Origin of the sequence: Bradyrhizobium sp. sGM-13 (assembly GCF_018398875.1) — a bacterium.
Lineage (GTDB): Bacteria > Pseudomonadota > Alphaproteobacteria > Rhizobiales > Xanthobacteraceae > Bradyrhizobium.
On sequence record NZ_JAGWDK010000019.1, the window covers coordinates 68,126 to 85,715 of the forward strand.

Below are 17,590 nucleotides of genomic sequence, written 5' to 3' on the forward strand. Positions count from 1 at the left end.
GGAGCTAGTTCGCGGCGCTGGCGTCGGCCGAGCCGTTCGCCTTGGCCTCGCGCATAAAATTCACCTTCACCGCCATGTCGGGCAGAATGCGCGGATCCTTCTTTTCGAAGCGTATGCGGACCTTCACCGTGGCCTTCTCGCGGTTTGCAGTCGGCACGATCGCGATGACGGAGGCGGGAATGGTCCAGTCCGGATAGGCATCCAGCACCGCATTCACGGGACCGCCGGGGGTGACACGGCCGATGAAGGCCTCGTTGACGTCGACCTCGATTTCGATCGAATCCATGTCGACGATGGTGCAGATGCCGGTGCGGGTGTAGCCGCCGACCGACATCGGTGAAATCATCTCGCCGGGTTGCGCGCTGCGGTCGATGACGACGCCGGCAAACGGCGCGCGGATTTGGTGCTTGTCGAGCATCGAGCCGCTACGTTTGGCGTCGATCTTGGCGGTCTCGAGTTGCGACTGCGCCTGGCGCAATTGCGCACTGAGCACGCCGACCCGAGCCTGCGCCTTGGTCAGATCGGCCTCGGTGGCAAAGTTCTTCTGCGACAAGGTCTGTACCCGCGACATGATCCGGGTCGCATCCTCAAGATCGGCGGTGATCGCGGCGACGGCGGCATCGGCGGTCTCGACACGCGAGCGCGCCAGTTCATAGTCCCTTTCAGCCAGCACGCTGTCGAGCCGCGCGACGACTTGCCCTTCGGTCACCGTCCTGCCTTCGTCGGTGAAGACCTCGACCACCTTGCCGGTAATTTCGGCCGCAACGGTTGCCTTGCGGCGCGCTACCACATAGCCGGAGGCCGCCAGGCTGCCGGCCGCCTTGCCATTCGTTGCGGGCTGCTGAGGCTGCTGCTGCGCTTGCGGCTGTGAGGCCGGCTGCGGTGCGGTTTGCGCTGTCGTCTCTTTGGGCTGGTCCTGCTTGCGCAATTCGAAGGCGGCAAAGGCGGCAAATGCGACGACGACGCAGGCGGCAACGGCCGCCGAGATCGGCAGCCAGCGGCTCTTCGGTCGTTCCATCTTGCTGGCGCTGCGATCGATGGTCAGCGATCTCAGCAATTTGCTCTTGTCTTCGCGCATCGTTCATTTCCATCCGGCTGCTCGCTGCAGCTTCCGCGCGGCGACATCGTTCTCGCGCGGGCGGTCTCTCTTACAGCCGATCTACATGTCTCGCCATAGCAGCGGTCGAGCCCTCAGCCTTTTTCGTAAGGCGGCGACCCCAGCTCGGTTGTAGATCACGTTCAGCTCTCGCGCGCGCCAGGCGGCGCCCGGTTTTCGACGAGCGAATTGCGGAAATCTAAAGCCTAATGGCGATAGAAGCAATTCTTGGGACCAGCAAGAGTTGTATGCGTCGCGGCGCCAAATGCCAGGCCGTCAGCATCGCGGATCCCTGCGTAGACGCCTATGATCCTGAAATGACCTCAAAACCCGGCAAATCTTGCAGTCGGAACCCTGTCATTGGACCCGCGCATGTGTTTTTCGGCGCAAAGAGACATAATGCTAGTGTTGAAGGCCCCCAGCGGGGAGGGCTTTCTTTAAACGAAACTTCTAGCCCTCGCATTTGCCAATGTTCCAGGACAAGAGCTTGAGAAATCGCGGAAGCCTCATCGTGGTTGATCTGCCTATCACGAGACGCCAGCCTGTCTTGGTATGGTTCGGCGCAGCCAGCATCGTCAGGATGCTCCTTGCAGTAGCCCTGGTTTGGTGCGCGAGCGCGATGGCGGCGGCGGGAGCTGATCTGTATCGGGCGCAGACCGTCGTCACGGGGCAGGGCGAGGCCAATCGCATCATCGGCTTTGCCTCCTGTCTGGAGGACGTCCTGATCAAAGTATCCGGCGCACAGAAACTTGCAGGCGACCGTCGCTTGGCGGTGTACAAATCGAACGCGAAAAGCTTCGTCAAGGCATTCAGTTATCGCGACCAGTTTTTGGGTAAGCCCATTCGTGACGAGCAGGGCACCCGTGATCGGCCCTACGACCTGACCGTCGATTTCGAGGAAAAGAAAATCGACGACATTCTCAGGGCGCTTGGTCTGAAGCCGTGGGTTTCACATCGCCCACGCCTTGCCGTTTTTGTCGGGATGGAGAACGGCCCGAGGAACTTTATCGTCACAGCGGATGGAGCTCAGTCCGATTTGCAGCGCGACGCGTTGCTCGCAGCCGCCGACAGGCGCGGGATGAACATCGTGCTGCCCAGCATGGCTGCGCTGGCGAAATCGGGCCTCGAAGGCGCGAAGCTCGAGACTGCGCCATCGTCGACTCTGGCGCCGCTCGCGACCGAGCAGGGTGGGGAACTCGCGTTGATCGGACATCTGGTGTGGAATGATCGCGAGCTTGGATGGTTCACGCGTTGGCGAATGGACTGGCAAGGCCGGACGCACCGCTGGCAAATCCGCGGTGTGACTTTCGATGAGGCGTTCCGACGTGGCATCGGCGGCGCGGCCCAGGTTTTGTCCGACAACGGCGATCCGGGCGGCCATGCGCGACGCTAGAGCATGATGCTTTTTGGTTAGATCGATTTGGCCGCAGGCACGCTTCACCTCTCCCGCTTGCGGGGGAGGTCGGCGCGAAGCTCCGGGTGGGGGCTCTCTCCACTCGGGCAGTGTCGCCCGCGGAGACACCCCCACCCCAGCCCTCCCCTGCAAGCGGGAGAGGGAGCACACCTTCTCCGTGGTCGCAATCAAACCTAATTTCATCATGCTTTAGCGAAACTGGCCGGAGATCTGGCAGGATCTTGTGGGCTCACCCGATCTCGATCGCCACTTTGCCGAAATGCGCGCCGCTCTCCATGTGCGCAAAAGCGTCTCTGACCTGATCGAAACGGAACGCTCTGTCGATCACCGGCTTCATGCCGTTGGTGGTGATCGCATCCACCATCGCCTGGAGATCCTCGACCGATCCGACGGTGACGCCCTGCAGCCGCTGCTGCTGCATGACCATCAAGGGGAGCCGCAGGTCGGACGGCGGCGGGCCGGCGAGCACGCCGATAAACGCGATCGTGCCGCCGATCCTGGTCGCCCGGATCGATTCGTTCAGCGTGCCGACCCCGCCGACCTCCACGATCAGGTCGACGCCGTGACCGCTCCATTCGCGGGCTTTCTTCCCCCAATCGGGCGTCGTCTTGTAGTTCAATGTAAAGTCGGCACCGAGCTGCTTGAGGCGTTCGATCTTTGCATCGCTGGACGAGGTTGCGACGACGCGCGCGCCGCACATTCTGGCGAACTGAACTGCGAACAGGGATACGCCGCCGGTCCCCTGCGTCAGAACGGTTTGACCGGGCTTCACGCCGCCGAGTTTTGTCACTGCGCTCCAGGCCGTGAGCCCGGCACAAGGGAGCGCGGCGGCTTCGATGTCGGTGAGGTGCTCCGGCGTCCGGACCAGCGCGTGCTTCGGAAAGACACGATACTCGCTAAGGACGCCGTCGACCGCGCCGCCGAGGGCTGACCGCATTTTTGCTTCGCTCGGTTCGCCGCCGATCCAGCTTTCGAAGAAGCTGCCGATGACGCGGTCGCCGGCTGCGAATTCCCGCACGCCCGGGCCGACCCGCTCGATGACGCCTGCACCGTCCGAAACCGGCACGAGTGGAAATTTCTGACGCGAGCCGTAACCGCCCTTGACCGTAAGGAGATCGCGATAGTTCAGCGTTGCCGCCCTGAGCCGAACCAGCACCTGGCCGTCGCCGGGCTCCGGCACAGGCTTGTCCACGATGGCAAGCCCATCGATTCCGCTCGGTCCCTGCAGCTCATAACATTTCAACGGAAGTCTCCTTCGACGCGGTCCGGTGAGCGCTATACTGCCGCAAATATTCCGGTTCCGCCAACCTTGCGAGCTAGAATCGCGCAGCCATCTCGGCCAGCCGCCGATGCGCGCCTTCGCGAGCCGCCCGGATCGGTTCGAGCGGCCCGGTCGTCGGTCCGATCGGCACGAAACGCACATTGCTGACGCCGATGAACCGCAGCGCCTCACGCAAGTAAGGCGTCGCCATGTCGATGCGGCCGCGATTCATGCCGGTGACGAAGTCGCTGCCGCTTGCGAGAATGACGATTGTCGGCCGGTCCTTGAACAAAGGCAAATAGCCTTGCGCCGGGTCGAAGCGGAACGCCAGCCCGGGCTGCGTGATCACGTCGATCCATTGTTTCAGCTTATAGGGAATGCCAAAATTCCACATCGGCGTCGAGATCAGCACGCGGTCGGCGAGTGCAAAGCGGATGGCGATGCGCTCGGCGACCGCAAAGGCGTCGCGCTGTGACTCGGTGAAGGCCCGTCCATTGATGCGGGCATATTTGGCCTCCAGTACATAGCCCTCGAATTCCGGCAGGTGATCCCGCCACAGGTTCATCACGTCGATGTCCCAGTCGGGGCGTGCCTGGCGGAAGCAGTCGACAAAGATGCGCGCGCCGGCGGAAGATTCCGAATCCGCGCGCGGCGAGCAGCTCAGGTGAAAGAGTTTTGGCATGGCCGGGCCTTGGTCATCCCAGTCCCCGGATGACCGCGTCCGCATTGGTGACGACGGCGACGTTCTGCATGGCAAAATTGATGGAGGCGTTGTGCCAGTCGGCGTTCATGGTTGAGCAGCAGTCTTCCGGCACGATCATGAAGTAGCCCTTGTCGGCGCCGGTACGGGCGGTGTGTTCGATCGACATGTTGGTCCAGGCGCCGGTGTTGATGATCATGTCGCGGCCGGTCGCCTTCAGGATGGTCTCCAGCCTCGTGCCTTCCCAGGCACTCATGCGCATCTTCTCGACCACGAAATCGCCGGCACGCGGCTCTAGCCCCGGCACCGGCGCGGCGCCCCAGCTTCCGCGGACCATCGCGCCGCTATCGACCAGCCCTTCGAACAAGGGAGCGTTGAGCGTGACGCCGGGCGCGCCCGGTTCGACGATGAACCAGACATGGATGATGACGACGCCGCGGGCCCGCGCGGCCTCGGCAAGACGGCGGACATTGTCGACCACCCGCTGCTGGCGCGCATGGACGGGCGAGCCGGAATCGGCGAATGCACCGCCCTCCATGATCACATCGTTCTGCAGATCCTGAATGATCATGGCGCAGCGGCGCGGATCGATCTGCATGTCGCCGCCGGCCAATTGAGGTGACGCAGGCGCGGCGGAAACGGTATCGGGACCAGTTGAAGCCCGGCTACTCATATAGGGCTCGTGGCGCGGTCCGGCTTTGACCGGAATCGCATAGACCGAATGCGTGGCGGTCAGATAGAGCGTGCGAAACTCAGGCCCGCCCCAGGTGAGATTGGCGACGAGTTCGGGAACGCGCACCTTGCCGAGCAACTCGCCTGATGGCGAATAGACCCAGACACCGCCGGGCGCCGTGACCCAGACATTGCCGCGCTGATCGCACTTCATGCCGTCGGGCAGGCCGGGCTCGAGCTCGGAGCGGATGCCGCTGGCGAAGACGCGCGCGTTGGCGAGCGAGCCATCAGTTTCGACGTCGAAGACGCGGATCAGCGCCTGCGTGGTGTCGTTGACGTAAAGCAGGCGCTCGTCGGGCGAGAAACAAAGGCCGTTCGGCTGATCGAACATGTGCCGATCGACCACGAGTTTCGGTGGGCCCCCGCCGGGCGGCACGCGAAAAACGCCCTGAAAGCCGAGCTGGCGCGGCCGCTCGACGCCGTAGATCGGCATGCGGCCGTACCAGGGATCGCTGAAATAGATCGCGCCGCTCGAATGCACGCAGACATCGTTCGGGCTGTTGAGCTCCTGATTCTCGAAATGCGAGGCAATCACCTCGCGCCTTCCGTCGGGACGTTCGCGGATCAATGACGAGGTGGCGTGCTCGCAGACGATCAAATTGAGCCCGGCGTCATAGGTCATGCCGTTGCATTTGTTGGAGGGGCGCTTGACCTCGACGACACCGCGCTTCGCATCCCACCGCCGGCGCACGTCGGCGGGCATGTCCGAAAACAGTAGATACTGATGGACCGGATGCCAGATCGGCCCTTCCGTGAATTCGAAACCGGTGCCGACCTGGCCGACCGGCGCATAGGGGTCGATCAACGTTTCGAATTCCGGGCGCAGCGTGACGTGCGTCATCGGTCCGTCCTTTCAGCGCTCAGGCCGGGAACCAATTGCGTTGCGGCAGGCTCTGCACCACGGGGCCGGGCACCTGGTCATGCAGCCGGCCCACCACCATGCCGCCTTCGATCTTGGCCGGCCGGTCGTGGACCGGAAGCAGGTAGCGCGAATTGCTCAGGAGCTTTTTGATGGCTGCCTTCTCCGCCCGCTTGCTGGTGCCGTGATTGCCTGTCGTGCGCGGTTCCCAGTCATGAATCTCATGGAAGGGCGTGACGATCTGGTCGTTAAAGTCGTAGATCACATCGCCGCAGATGGTAGCGATACCGTCGGCGGTGTGAATGTGGATGTTCATCGAACCTTCGGTGTGGGCGTTGGCGGCATCGCAATAGACGCCCGGCATCAGTTCGATCGGGCCGGTCACCTCGAGATCGAGGAAACGGAGCGCGCTCTTGGTGTGCAGGCGGTCGATCAAGTGCTTGATGTCGGGCGCCGGGTATTGCGGATGCATTAACCCGGAGACGGAGTATTCCAGCTCCTTGCGGTTGAGCACGACGGTGGTGTTCATCGGAAACAGATCGTCCTTGCCGGCATGGTCGATATGCAGATGGGTGTGGCAGACGAAGCGGACGTCGCCCATGCGCACGCCGTGGCGAGCGAGCTGGTTCTCGATCATGTTCTCGTGGTATTGCAGGCCACGCATGCCCAGCGTTTCCATGATCTGGTTGGAGCGGTAGCCGGTGTCGACCACGACCGGATAGGGCCCGCCGACGATCAGGAAGCCGAGCGTCAGGACGCGGCGGGTGCGGCCGCAATCGCGGCCGAGCACGAGAAAGCTCGACTCCAGTTCGATATCCCCATAGTCGAGGATTTTGATTTCAAGCGGCATATGTTCCCTCCCACGTTCTTTTAATTGGCGGTCTGCGCGTGCGCCGTCATCGCTCAAGCCGGTAGACGCGCGTGGCAGTCGCTCGCAGAACGGCGTCGCGCTGATCCGCGGCAAGCGAGGCGGTCGCGGCGAGATAGGCGTCGATGAGTTCGCGATAGGTCGTCCAAAGCTTCTCGATCGGAAAATTGGAGCCGAACAGGCAGCGCTCGGCACCGAAGATCGCGACTGTCTCGGTGAGAACACCGGCTACATGCGCGGGGTCGTTGCGGTGGATGAAGGTGCCGAGGCCGGACAGTTTTGAGACGACGTTCGGACAGGAGGCGAGCCGGCTCATGCCGGCGCGCCAGGCGGACCGGCCCTGTGGCGAAAGGTCTTCCAGCATGCCGGCGTGCTGCAGGATGAAGGTTACATCGGGACAGGCTTCAGCAAGGCTTGCGGCATCGGCCATCTGCGGCGCGAACACCTGCAGATCGAAGCTGAAGCCGTAGTCGGCGAGCCACGCGACGTTACGGCGGATCTTTGGATCGGCGCAGAGGTCGGGCCGTGCCGCAAAACGATAGAGCGGGTTGTCGTGCCAGTGCAGTTGCATGCGCACGCCCCGCACAAGCGGATAGCGGGCCAAACGGTCGAGTTGCGGGCGGACATCGTCGACGTTGAAATCGGCATAGGTGACGATGGCGTGCGGCCAGCCATGGTCCTTGGCGGTCTCTTGCGCCCAGGCGGTTTCATCCTCGAAACGATCATTGGCCCAGTTGGTCTGTACATAGACCGATCGCGTCACGCCGGAGCCGGCGAGGTCGCCGAGATACTCCTGGATCGGGTAGTCGCGCCGGATCGGCTCGTAGGGGCCGAAGATGCGCGGCTGCATCGGGCCGATGAGCCACGGCAGGTCGGCCTGGCGCCAGATATGATGGTGGGCATCGACGATTTCGGTCACGCGGCCTTCCTTTGTCCAAGCGAGAGTACATGCGAAACGATCGCAGCCGTGGATCCGCCATCGACCAGATCATCCACGAAATGGCGGATCGCGATCAGCGCTTCGGTCTGCGGCTGAAAGCCGGGGCCTGACGCCAGGGGCGTCAGCCAGCTCAGGCGCCAGGCGCTTCGCGACAATTTGGCGACGGCGTCGCGTAGCGCCGAGGGATCGCCACGTTCGAGGCCGTCGGAGAGGATGACGACGGCGGCGCCGCGCGCATAGCTGCCGAACCGCGGTACCGCCAGGAACGCCTGCAGCGCATCGCCGATGCGGGTGCCGCCGTCCCAATCGCTGACCAGATGCGCGGCAGCGAACAGCGCCTGCTCGCGGCGCTTGAGACGGAGCGCGCGCGTCACGCGAGTGAGCCTTGTACCGAAAGTGAATACCTCGACGTTGGGAGCCGCATGCACCACGGCATGCGCGAGCTTCATATTGTCGTCCGTGCGCCCTTTCATCGAACCCGAGACGTCGATCAAGAGCAGCACCTTGCGCGGCCGGGTGCGCCGCTTCAGCCGTCCGAGCCGCAGCACCTCGCCATCGTTGCGCACGCTGTCGCGCAAGATACGGCGAAGATCCGCCCACGGGCCGCGGCGGGCGCGCATGCGCCGGTGGCCGCGGCGTCGCGGTAATCGGGCAGGGGCTTCGCGTGACAGCCGACGCAAGGCCTCGCCAATTTGGCTTGGCGCGAAGCGGCGTTCGACCAGCGCCTCCGCGCGGGTCGCGGAAAGCCCGGATTCGTTGGCTTCATCGGCGAGCATTGTTTCGTCCTCGCCGCGTCCTTCCTCCTGCAGGCGAACCACTTCCTCGTCTTCGACGCCGGCACGATCGACCGCATCGCTGCCGAGGAAATGGATATCGAACAGCCGATCGTAGGTCGCGCGCCGCTCGGGTGGCGGCGCGAGCGTTGCCAATCCGGCCTGCCGAATGGCTTCGAGGCTGCGCGGACCCAGCAACTCGATGGCGGCCAGGAACGTAGTCGTCTGTTCCGGCGCCACGGCAAAACCGTTGGCGCGCAATAGAGCGACAAAGGACACGAAGACGCCGGCAGCACGCGGCAATTGAGGTTCGTCACTCACGCGGCAGCCTCCGCAATGAGGGCGTCGAGCCGGCCGGAGATGAAGGTGAGGTCCTCCTCGTCCTTCAGCGCAACCCCGATCGAGCGCTTGAACGCGTCCGGCCAGCGGACGCCGCGCGCGTGCAGCAGTGTGGCGGCTTCCGCCCAGTCCACAGCTTCGGCAATACCTGGAGCCTTGCTCAGCGGTTCGCGTCGCAACCGGCCGACGGCGGCGACGACCGCGCGCGCGGTCGCTTCGGCGACACTGGAAGCCCGCATCATGACGATACGCGCTTCGCGCTCGGCGGTGGGATAGTCGATCCAGTGATAGACGCAGCGCCGGCGCAACGCTTCGTGGAGATCGCGGGTGCGGTTCGAGGTCAGAACGACGACGGGGCGCTCGGCGGCGCGGACGGTGCCGCGCTCGGGAATCGAAATCTGGAAGTCGGAGAGGAATTCGAGCAGAAACGCCTCGAACTCCTGGTCGGCGCGGTCGATTTCGTCGATCAGGAGGACGGTGGAGTCGGGCGCGCGCAAGGCGGCCAGCATCGGCCGTTCGATCAGAAAGGTCTCGCCATAGATGTCGATGCTCTCTGCGCCGGCCTGGCGGATCGCGAGCATCTGGCGCGGATAGTTCCACTCGTAGAGCGCCGCGGATGCGTCGATGCCCTCATAGCATTGCAGGCGGATCAGGCGGCGGCCGAGCACGGCGGCGATGGCTTTTGCAGCTTCGGTCTTGCCGACACCCGGCGCGCCTTCGAGCAGCAACGGCTTGCCGAGCGCAAGTGCAAGATAGGCCGCCGTCGCCAGGCCCTCGTCGGCGAGGTAGTACGCCGTGCGCAAGGCACGTTCCAGCGCCTCCGGGCTGTCGATGCCGACGATGTTGCCGCGGACCGTCATGCCTGACCTCAGCGCCTCGCTTGCGGCCGCGCGCCGCCCTGCGCCTTGATGGCCCGCAAGACTTTTTCAGGCGTGATCGGCAATTCATCCATCCGCACGCCGACCGCGTTGAAGATGGCGTTGGCGACCGCGGGCAGCACCGGGTTGGCGCACATCTCACCGGGGCCCTTGGCACCGAACGGGCCGTCGGCCGCAGGGCGCTCCAGCACCGCGATATCGTGCGGGCAGATGTCGCCGGGGCCGGGCATCAGATACTCAACGAAATCGCGCGGACCATGCGCCGGGTCGGGATAATAGGGTTCGGGTGTTTCAAACAGCGCGTGGCTGATCCCCATCCACGCGCCGCCAACGAGCTGCTGCTCCACCAGCCGCGGATTGAGCGCGCGTCCCAACTCATACGCGCTGTCCATGCGCACCATCGCGACCTCGCCGGTCTCGTCGTCAACCTCAACCTCGGCAACCAGGCAGGCGTGCGCATAGCAAGTCGCAGGTGACATCTCGCCGGTCTCAGGGTTCACCTCGGATAGCGGCACCAGAAAGATGCCGCGTCCCGATATCGTCTTACCCTGCTTGAACTGCGCGGCGATCGCGACATCCTTGGTGGAGATCGAGCGATGCGGCGCGCCCTTGACGTGGATGTTGCCGCGCCCATCGGTCTCGAGATCGGCGGCGTTGACCTCCAATTCCTCCGCAGCGGCTTCCATCATGACGCCGCGCGCCTCTTTGGCCGCCGCCATCACCGCATTGCCGACCCGATGCGTGCCGCGCGAGGCGAACGAGCCCATGCAGTGCGGTCCGGTATCGGAGTCCGCGGTATCGACATAGACGTCCTCGACCGGAACGCCGAGCGTCTCCGCGCAGATCTGCCGCGTCACCGATTTCATGCCCTGGCCGAGGTCGATTGATGACAGCGACACCGTGAACTTGCCGCTGGGGTTGGAATGCACCAGCGCCTGGCTGGGGTCGCCGCCAAGGTTCATGCCGATCGGATAGTTGATCGAAGCGATGCCGCGTCCGCGATGCTTTGCCATGGTCAGCGCCTCCTGGTGCCGAAGACAGAGGAGAAGCGGGTGGCGCCGTGCGACGGCGACGGAGCCGGCGGCCTCGGGGGAGGTGGCGTCGGCGTGGGGGGCGCTGGCTGAATAGTTGCAGCGGGCGCGCGGTCATAGATGGTCCGCTGCTGTGAAACCGCAGCACGTTGTGGGGCAGGCTCGATCGGCGTCGGCGATATTGCCGCCCGGCTGCCGCCGCCATCCTTGCGCGAGGACATCCGCTTGACCTCTTCGCGCAGCGGCCATTTTGCTTTCTCGGCGGCGACCTGGACGCATTCGATCAGGGCGGTGTTCTTGGCCTCGCGCCGGTGCGCCTTCATGTCGCCGTCGCGATAGGCGTTGAGGATGCGGAACTCCATCGGATCGATGCCGACGAGATGCGCGAGCTTGTCCATCTGGCATTCGAGCGCAAAGTCCATTGCCGTGACGCCGAAGCCGCGCATGGCGGTAGCCGGCGTCCGGTTGGTGAATACGCAGTACACGTCGCCATGGACGTTCGGAATCGTGTAAGGGCCGGGCAGGTGGGCCACGCATTTGACGACGGCGTAGCTTGAAAGCCTTGTATAGGCACCGCTGTCGAAATAGGCGCGGATCTTCCGCGCGACGATGCGGCCGTCGCGCATCACGCCATCCTTGATGTAGATGCGCTCGGCGCCGCGCGGCGAGCCGAACTGCATCTCCTCTTCGCGGCCGAGCTGATAGCGCACCGGGCGCCCGGTCAGCATCGCGCCGAGAATGGCAAGCGGCTCCGTGAGGGTATCGACCTTGCCACCGAACCCGCCGCCGACGGTTCCGCCGATGAAGTGGAAGGTGTTGGAGGGTACGTCGAGGATTTTGGCGCAGGTGTCGAGCGAGAAGAACAGCGCTTGCGTCGAGGTATAGACGACATAGCGGCCGTTGGTATCGGGGGCTGCGATCGAGCCGTTGGTCTCGGTCGGTGCATGCTCGATCGGCGACATCTGATAGCGCTGCTCGAGCACATGGTCGGCCTCGGCAAAGCCGCGCTCGACGTCCCCGAAGCGCAGTTTTTGGTGATCGTAGACGTCGTGGTAGACAAACGTGTTCTTGGGATAGGTCTCGTTGACGACGGGCGCGCCGGGCTTCAGCGCCTCCTCGACGTCGAACACCGCGGGCAGCGGCTCGTAGTCGACGCGCACTTTCGCCATCGCTTCATAGGCTTCACGCGGGCTGTCGGCGACGATCGCAACGATCGGCTCGCCCTTGTAGCGCACCTTGTCGACCGCGAGCGATGGCTCGTCGTCCTTGCCGAAATTGATCAAACTGAGCAGGGTGTTGAGATTACGCGGCACGTCCGCCCCGCGAATGATGCGCCGCACGCCGGGCGATCGTTCCGCTTCCATCGTATCGATGCGGCGCAGGCGGGCATGCGCGTGTGGGCTGCGCAGTACCTTGAGATGGAGCATGCCCTGCAGCTTATGGTCGTCGAAATAGGTCGAAGTGCCCGTGACATGGCCGAGCATGTCCTGGCGCTGCGTGCCTCTCCCGATTTCTTTCAAATTATCGTCGCGCTCGTCGGCGAAGATGTCCTTGCGCAGTTCCAGCATAGCGGTGTCCTTTAGGCGCGGGCCCGTCCGCCCGATGCGGCGGCTAGCACGGCGTTGATGATCGGCTCGTAGCCGGTGCAGCGGCAGATATTGCCGGAGATCGCCTCGATGACCTCGGCGCGGCTCGGCGACGGATTGCGATCGAGCAGCGCTTTCGCCGCCATCAGCATGCCCGGCGTGCAGTAGCCGCACTGGGCCGCGAACTGCTCCATGAAGGCGCGCTGCAGCGGATGCAGGTTGGGACCGTCCTTCAGCCCGTCGAGCGTTTCGACGGCGCGACCGTTCACGGTTTCCGCCAGCGTCAGGCAGGAGAGATGCAGCTCGCCGTCGATCAGCACGCTGCAGGCGCCGCAGCCGCCCTGGCCGCAGCCGAACTTTGGCGTCATGTCGCCAATTAGTTCGCGGAGCGCGACCAGCAGATTGACGCCGCCGTCGACGAATAGCGCGACGTCGCGGCCATTGTGACGAAATTGCAGGGCGGTCTTGGTCATGAAGGCTTACTCCAGGCCGGACAACAGGCGGCGAAGATGAACGCCGACGATCTCGCGGCGATACCAGGCGCTGCCAAGGGCATTATCTGCGGGTGACACACCTTCGGCGGCTACCGCCGCAGCGGCGTTGATCGCCGTATCGTCAAGCGCGCGGCCCTCCAGCGCCCGCTCGGCGGCCCTGGCACGAATTTGCGTTGCGGCCATCGAGCCAAGCGCGATACGCGCGCCCGAGACGCGGCCGCCGCTCGAAGGCAGGTGCGCCGCCAGGGTGATCACCGAGCCGCCCTTCGGCTTGACACGGGCGATCTTGCGATAGCGGAAGGCATCGGCGCCTGCTGGCCGCTGACAGGAGACCGCCAGCACCAGCGCGCCGTTTTGCCGTTCGCGAGATTGCAGGAATTCTTCGATAGGCATGTCGCGGGCGCCAAGACCGCCCTGGACGGAGACGGTCGCGTCGAGCGCCAGCAGGGCGACGGTGAAGTCGCCGTAGGGGCTGGGCGCGAACAGATTGCCGCCCACCGTACCCATGTTGCGCACGGCCGGCCCGCCGATCGAACGCGCCGGCGCGTGCAGAAAGGCGAGTTCGCGCTCGGCCAGAATTCTCGCAAAGGTGACGCCGGCGCCGATCGTGACGCGCGAGCTTGCGACGTCGATGCGGGTCAGCGCCAGGTCGGTCGCGCGCACGACAGTGGAGATCGAGACATCGCCTTCGTTCAGGGCGCGCATGACGAGCGTGCCGCCGCCGAGATAGCGCGCGCTGCGGTCGGACGACAATGCCGACGCCGCCTCGCCGAAATTCGCGAATGTCTTCACCGTGACGGGCATGGCTTCGCCTCCGCTTTCATGCAGCCTCCTTCAGGTGCCTTCGAATGGCGTCGAAGCCGGCTTGATAGATCTGTTCGGCGACCATCTGCGTCAGCCGCTCGGCATCGGCGGGCCGCGTGGTGAACCTGGATTCCCAGTGCCAAAACGTGCGGTCGCCGTCGGTGACCGGAAGCAGGCGGACATGGGCGACATAGTTGAACATCGGGATCGGCGTATCGAGCAGGCAGTAGCTAAAGGTCTGTTCGAGGTCCGAAAGCGCCAGCAGTTGTTCGCGCAGCTCCGAGCCGTCCTGCAGCTTGAAGCGCCGCACGCAGCCGATCTTGTCGGCGGCCTGTGCGCGCTCGATCGTGCTGGTGGCGACCTCAGGATGCCAGCGGTCGTGGCCGTTGAAATCGCGCAGCACATTCCAGACCGCGATTGTCGGCGCGTCGAGGATCGTGCTTTTGACGATATGCGGCACGCTAGCCTCCGAAGGCACGCTTGAGCGCATCGAAACCACCCTGGAACACGCCGGTTCCGATGTTGCTGACGAGTTCGTTCTCACGCTCGGGAGCGCAGTCGAACTCGGCCGTCCACTCCAGAAAGGTCTGGTCGCCGTCTGTCACGGGCGTCAGCCGCAAGGTAGCTACGTAGTTCTCCACGCCCATCGGGGACTCCAGGATGGAGTAGGTGCAGAACATGTCGTAGTCGGAGAGCCCGAGCAGCTTTTCGCGGATACGATCGCCGTTGCGCAGGCGAAAATCCCGCACGCATCCGATCTTGTCGGCGGGCTCGCCGCCCTCGATGCGGCTCTCCGCAATCGCGGGATGCCAGTTCGGCAACCCGTTGAAGTCGCGCACGCGCGCCCAGACGCGGTCGTTGCGGGCGTTGACGACAGTGGAAACGTAGACCCGGGCCATCACGCGTGCTCACCCTTTCTTGCGCGGTCCGCGTTCAGGGGCGGGTTCGCCGGGACCGGGGACCGCAGGAGGCGCCTCGGACTTGCCTTCAAGCTTCCCTTGGCCGCCCCTACGCGCGGACTCCCTGATGCCCTGCATATCGCGCGCTTCGCGAATGAGTCCGGGCATCTTGGCAAGGCTTCCGCCCTCGACGCCGATGTCGGAAAGGATCGAATCAATCAGCGGCGCCTGCACCCGGTAGCGCAGCGCCGAGTCGATCACCTCGTCGGTGGCGCTGCGGCCGCCATTGCCGCCGCCGGCGCCGTTTAATCCGTCCACCTGAAGGATGCGGATGCCCTCGATCTTCTCCATCGGCTTGACGCTCTCGCGCACGATGCCCTCGATCCGGTCGAGCAGCTTGCGGCGGAACAGCGAGTAGCGCGCCTGGTCGGTAAGCACGTTCTCGGCTTCGTTGAGCAGCCGCTGCGCCTCGGCTTCGACCGCGGCGCGCACGCGTTCGGCGTCGGCAGCGATACGGGTCTCCTCGGCCCGCTTCTCCGCCAGCAGCACCTCGACGGTCTTTTGCCGTTTGGCGATCTCGCTTTCGCGGGCGGTGACGACGCGCTCGGCCGCTTCGGTCGCCCGCACCCGCGCATCCTCGGCGGCCACCTTGGCGGCAGACTCTTCCAGGGACTTCTGGTAGAGGGCGATCGCCTTTTCCATCAGAGCCGTTTCGACGTCCTTCTCGCGATTGACCTCGAGTTTCCGCAAGTCCCGCTCGCGGCCGATACGGGCTTCGTCGAGGCCGCGGTCAGCGGCGATGCGCGCCCGCTCGACTTCCTCGCGGGAAGCAATCTCGGCTTCCTGCAGCGCCTGGACACGGCCGACTTCGAGCTGCTCGATCGCGCGCCGGCGTGCCAGCCGGGCCGCCTCCAGCGCCTGTTCACGCGAGACGTCCGTGGTCTCGACTTCCTTGCGCGCGTTGATCTCGGCCTGCTTGACCTGGCGATCGGCGTCGATGCGCTCGGAGCGCTTGGCGGCGAGCGCAATCACGCGCTCCTCATCGGCGATCTCGACCGCCTTCTTCTGATCGATATTGAGCACCTCGCGAGTCCTGGACGAGGCGATACGTTCGGCTTCGAGCGCCAGCTCGACCTCGACGCGGCGCCGCTCGATGGCGTCACGCCGCTTGAGTTCGGCGGCTTCGATGGCTTCGGTACGCTCGATCTCGAGCCCCCTGGTTTCTCGTTCGGCCCGAATACGCTGCGCGGCGACGACCTTCTCCTGGGAGATGCGGGCGGCCTCGATCGCTTCGCGCGAGGCGATATCGGCCTCCTCGACGGCGCGGTTGCGCGCGATTTCCAGCGAGCGAACGCGCTCTTCCTGCGCGATGCGGGAGGCTTCGGTTGCCTCTCGCGCCGAGATACCTGCGACCTCGAGCGCCTGGTTGCGCTCGATTTCCAGCTTGCGCGTGGTGTGCTCGGCGGCGATCCGCTCGGCTGCGAGTGTCCGCTCGCGTGCGATCCGTGCGGCTTCCACGGCTTTCTGCGCCTCGATCTCCGCTTCCTGGATGGTACGAACCTGCTGGATCTCCAGCGAGCGGGTACGCTCGTCGGAGGCAATGCGTTCGACGTTGACGATCGTGGTCTGGGCGATGCGGGCCTTTTCGGTCGCCTCGCGCGCCGCGATCTCGGCTTCTTCGACCGCGCGGGTACGCTCGATTTCGCGCCTTCGGGTTTCTTCCTCGTTGGCGATCCGCGCGTCGGTGACGGCGCGGTCTTGCTGGATGCGCGCCTTCTCGATCGCTTCGCGTGCCGTGATCTCGGCTTCCTCGACGGTCCGCGTGCGCTCGATGTCCCGCTGCCGCACCTCTCGCTCCGAGGCAATGCGGGCGGTATCGACCGCGCGCTGATTGGCGATCTTGGCTTTTTCGATCTCCTCGCGCGCCAGCAATTCCTTTTCTTCGACGGCGCGCGTGCGCTCAATCTCGCGGTGCCTTGTTTCGCGCTCGGAGGCGATCCGCGCTTCGGCGATGGCGAGCTCATTGGCGATACGTGCCTTTTCGATCGCCTCGCGGGCGGCGATCTGCGCCTGCTCGGCTTCGGTCTCGCGCAACGCGCGCTCGCGGGCCACCTCGGTGCGCTGCAGCGCCCGGCGCATCTCGATGTCGCGTTCCTGTTCGAGGCGGGCGGTCTCGCTCTCGCGCTCGATCTCCAGCGCCTGGCGCTCGGCATCGAGGTTGCGGGTGCGAATCTTGATCATCGAATCCTGCTCGATGTCGTTGCGCAGCTTGCGCTTGGCTTCGATGTCCTCCATCAGCCGGGTGAGACCCTCGGCGTCGAAGCGGTTCGACGGATTGAAATATTCCAGGTCGGTCTGGTCGAGATCGGTGATAGCAACCGATTCGAGTTCAAGTCCGTTCTGGGCCAGCGCTTCGGCAGCGGCAGCTTTCACTCGCGCGACATATTCGCCGCGCTGCTCGTGCATCTGCTCCATGGTCATTTCGGCGGCGACTGACCGGATCGCCGAGACGAACTTGCCGGAAAGCAGGGCGTGCAACTGCCCCGGCTCGAGCGTGCGCCGCCCGAGCGTGGCGGCGGCGATCGCGACGGCTTCACGGGTCGGCTGCACGCGCACGTAAAAGTCGGCCTCGATGTCGATACGCATGCGGTCGCGGGTGATCACGGCGTCATGCTTGGCCCGCACGATGCCCATCGGCAACACGTTCATGTTGACGGGCGTGTAGTCGTGAATGAACGGCAGCACGAAGGCGCCGCCGTTGATCACCACGCGCTCTCCCAGGAGACCGGTGCGGACGAAGGACACTTCCTTCGACGATCGGTGGTAAAGCCAGTTCACGATATAGACGACAATTGCGATCAAGATGATCGCGACGATCAGCCAGAGGATCAATTCGCCAACCAGAGTCCCCGACAT

16 protein-coding genes are annotated in these 17,590 nt (G+C 64.6%); 1 reads left to right on the forward strand and 15 read right to left on the reverse strand.

The annotated features are described in order from the left end of the window. Positions 1 to 4: 4 nt before the first annotated feature. Positions 5 to 1,078, reverse strand: coding sequence for an efflux RND transporter periplasmic adaptor subunit (locus KJQ96_RS25900; protein WP_213289235.1), 1,074 nt, complete (start codon positions 1,076 to 1,078; stop codon positions 5 to 7). Positions 1,079 to 1,565: 487 nt separating this feature from the next. Here KJQ96_RS25900 and KJQ96_RS25905 point away from each other — a divergent pair, with 487 nt between their 5' ends. After that, positions 1,566 to 2,489 carry a DUF2066 domain-containing protein gene (locus KJQ96_RS25905; RefSeq protein WP_249734507.1) on the forward strand — a complete coding sequence of 308 codons (924 nt, stop codon included), beginning with the start codon at positions 1,566 to 1,568 and terminating at the stop codon, positions 2,487 to 2,489. A gap of 250 nt (positions 2,490 to 2,739) precedes the next feature. Here the strand turns inward: KJQ96_RS25905 and KJQ96_RS25910 are convergent, their stop codons facing one another. From KJQ96_RS25910 to KJQ96_RS25975, 14 genes are all read right to left on the reverse strand, one after another. Beyond that, on the reverse strand, positions 2,740 to 3,753 hold the full coding sequence (locus KJQ96_RS25910) for an NAD(P)-dependent alcohol dehydrogenase (RefSeq protein WP_213289236.1): 1,014 nt from the start codon (positions 3,751 to 3,753) through the stop codon (positions 2,740 to 2,742). A 73-nt stretch (positions 3,754 to 3,826) separates the two neighbouring features. Then, complete coding sequence (locus KJQ96_RS25915) at positions 3,827 to 4,453, reverse strand: FMN-dependent NADH-azoreductase (RefSeq protein WP_213289237.1); 627 nt, start codon at positions 4,451 to 4,453, stop codon at positions 3,827 to 3,829. A gap of 13 nt (positions 4,454 to 4,466) precedes the next feature. Next, on the reverse strand, positions 4,467 to 6,044 hold the full coding sequence (locus KJQ96_RS25920; protein ID WP_213289238.1) for an isochorismatase family protein: 1,578 nt from the start codon (positions 6,042 to 6,044) through the stop codon (positions 4,467 to 4,469). A gap of 19 nt (positions 6,045 to 6,063) precedes the next feature. Then, the gene (locus tag KJQ96_RS25925; RefSeq protein WP_213289239.1) at positions 6,064 to 6,912 is read right to left on the reverse strand and encodes an MBL fold metallo-hydrolase; all 849 of its coding nucleotides are present in this window, start codon (positions 6,910 to 6,912) and stop codon (positions 6,064 to 6,066) included. A 46-nt stretch (positions 6,913 to 6,958) separates the two neighbouring features. Continuing rightward, complete coding sequence (locus KJQ96_RS25930; protein ID WP_213289240.1) at positions 6,959 to 7,849, reverse strand: amidohydrolase; 891 nt, start codon at positions 7,847 to 7,849, stop codon at positions 6,959 to 6,961. Then, entirely contained in the window at positions 7,846 to 8,964 is a 1,119-nt protein-coding gene (locus tag KJQ96_RS25935) for a VWA domain-containing protein (RefSeq protein ID WP_213289241.1), read from the reverse strand. The genes KJQ96_RS25930 and KJQ96_RS25935 overlap by 4 nt, the downstream gene beginning before the upstream one ends. After that, entirely contained in the window at positions 8,961 to 9,842 is an 882-nt protein-coding gene (locus KJQ96_RS25940; protein WP_213289242.1) for a MoxR family ATPase, read from the reverse strand. The genes KJQ96_RS25935 and KJQ96_RS25940 overlap by 4 nt, the downstream gene beginning before the upstream one ends. Before the next feature lie 8 nt (positions 9,843 to 9,850). Beyond that, positions 9,851 to 10,873, reverse strand: a complete 1,023-nt coding sequence (locus KJQ96_RS25945) for a xanthine dehydrogenase family protein molybdopterin-binding subunit (RefSeq protein WP_065745719.1) — start codon at positions 10,871 to 10,873, stop codon at positions 9,851 to 9,853. 2 nt (positions 10,874 to 10,875) lie between these two features. After that, positions 10,876 to 12,459, reverse strand: a complete 1,584-nt coding sequence (locus KJQ96_RS25950) for a xanthine dehydrogenase family protein molybdopterin-binding subunit (protein WP_213289243.1) — start codon at positions 12,457 to 12,459, stop codon at positions 10,876 to 10,878. 11 nt (positions 12,460 to 12,470) lie between these two features. Further along, on the reverse strand, positions 12,471 to 12,950 hold the full coding sequence (locus KJQ96_RS25955) for a (2Fe-2S)-binding protein (RefSeq protein WP_213289244.1): 480 nt from the start codon (positions 12,948 to 12,950) through the stop codon (positions 12,471 to 12,473). 6 nt (positions 12,951 to 12,956) lie between these two features. Beyond that, positions 12,957 to 13,775: a xanthine dehydrogenase family protein subunit M gene (locus tag KJQ96_RS25960; RefSeq protein ID WP_213289245.1), complete on the reverse strand. Its 819-nt coding sequence runs from the start codon at positions 13,773 to 13,775 to the stop codon at positions 12,957 to 12,959. A 16-nt stretch (positions 13,776 to 13,791) separates the two neighbouring features. Beyond that, the gene (locus KJQ96_RS25965; RefSeq protein WP_213289246.1) at positions 13,792 to 14,235 is read right to left on the reverse strand and encodes an SRPBCC family protein; all 444 of its coding nucleotides are present in this window, start codon (positions 14,233 to 14,235) and stop codon (positions 13,792 to 13,794) included. 1 nt (position 14,236) lies between these two features. Then, the gene (locus tag KJQ96_RS25970) at positions 14,237 to 14,674 is read right to left on the reverse strand and encodes an SRPBCC family protein (protein WP_057842976.1); all 438 of its coding nucleotides are present in this window, start codon (positions 14,672 to 14,674) and stop codon (positions 14,237 to 14,239) included. Between the two features lie 9 nt (positions 14,675 to 14,683). Further along, positions 14,684 to 17,590 (reverse strand): flotillin family protein, encoded by a 2,907-nt coding sequence (locus KJQ96_RS25975; RefSeq protein ID WP_213289247.1) that lies wholly within the window; start codon positions 17,588 to 17,590, stop codon positions 14,684 to 14,686.

What these genes read in the sequence shown, in the direction of transcription:
- KJQ96_RS25915 (WP_213289237.1), bottom strand. Translation starts at nt 4,453, where the DNA reads ATGCCAAAACTCTTTCACCTGAGCTGCTCGCCGCGCGCGGATTCGGAA.
- KJQ96_RS25925 (WP_213289239.1), bottom strand. Translation starts at nt 6,912, where the DNA reads ATGCCGCTTGAAATCAAAATCCTCGACTATGGGGATATCGAACTGGAG.
- KJQ96_RS25955 (WP_213289244.1), bottom strand. Translation starts at nt 12,950, where the DNA reads ATGACCAAGACCGCCCTGCAATTTCGTCACAATGGCCGCGACGTCGCG.
- KJQ96_RS25970 (WP_057842976.1), bottom strand. Translation starts at nt 14,674, where the DNA reads ATGGCCCGGGTCTACGTTTCCACTGTCGTCAACGCCCGCAACGACCGC.
- KJQ96_RS25940 (WP_213289242.1), bottom strand. Translation starts at nt 9,842, where the DNA reads ATGACGGTCCGCGGCAACATCGTCGGCATCGACAGCCCGGAGGCGCTG.
- KJQ96_RS25960 (WP_213289245.1), bottom strand. Translation starts at nt 13,775, where the DNA reads ATGCCCGTCACGGTGAAGACATTCGCGAATTTCGGCGAGGCGGCGTCG.
- KJQ96_RS25950 (WP_213289243.1), bottom strand. Translation starts at nt 12,459, where the DNA reads ATGCTGGAACTGCGCAAGGACATCTTCGCCGACGAGCGCGACGATAAT.
- KJQ96_RS25920 (WP_213289238.1), bottom strand. Translation starts at nt 6,044, where the DNA reads ATGACGCACGTCACGCTGCGCCCGGAATTCGAAACGTTGATCGACCCC.
- KJQ96_RS25905 (WP_249734507.1), top strand. Translation starts at nt 1,566, where the DNA reads ATGTTCCAGGACAAGAGCTTGAGAAATCGCGGAAGCCTCATCGTGGTT.
- KJQ96_RS25945 (WP_065745719.1), bottom strand. Translation starts at nt 10,873, where the DNA reads ATGGCAAAGCATCGCGGACGCGGCATCGCTTCGATCAACTATCCGATC.
- KJQ96_RS25900 (WP_213289235.1), bottom strand. Translation starts at nt 1,078, where the DNA reads ATGCGCGAAGACAAGAGCAAATTGCTGAGATCGCTGACCATCGATCGC.
- KJQ96_RS25975 (WP_213289247.1), bottom strand. Translation starts at nt 17,590, where the DNA reads ATGTCGGGGACTCTGGTTGGCGAATTGATCCTCTGGCTGATCGTCGCG.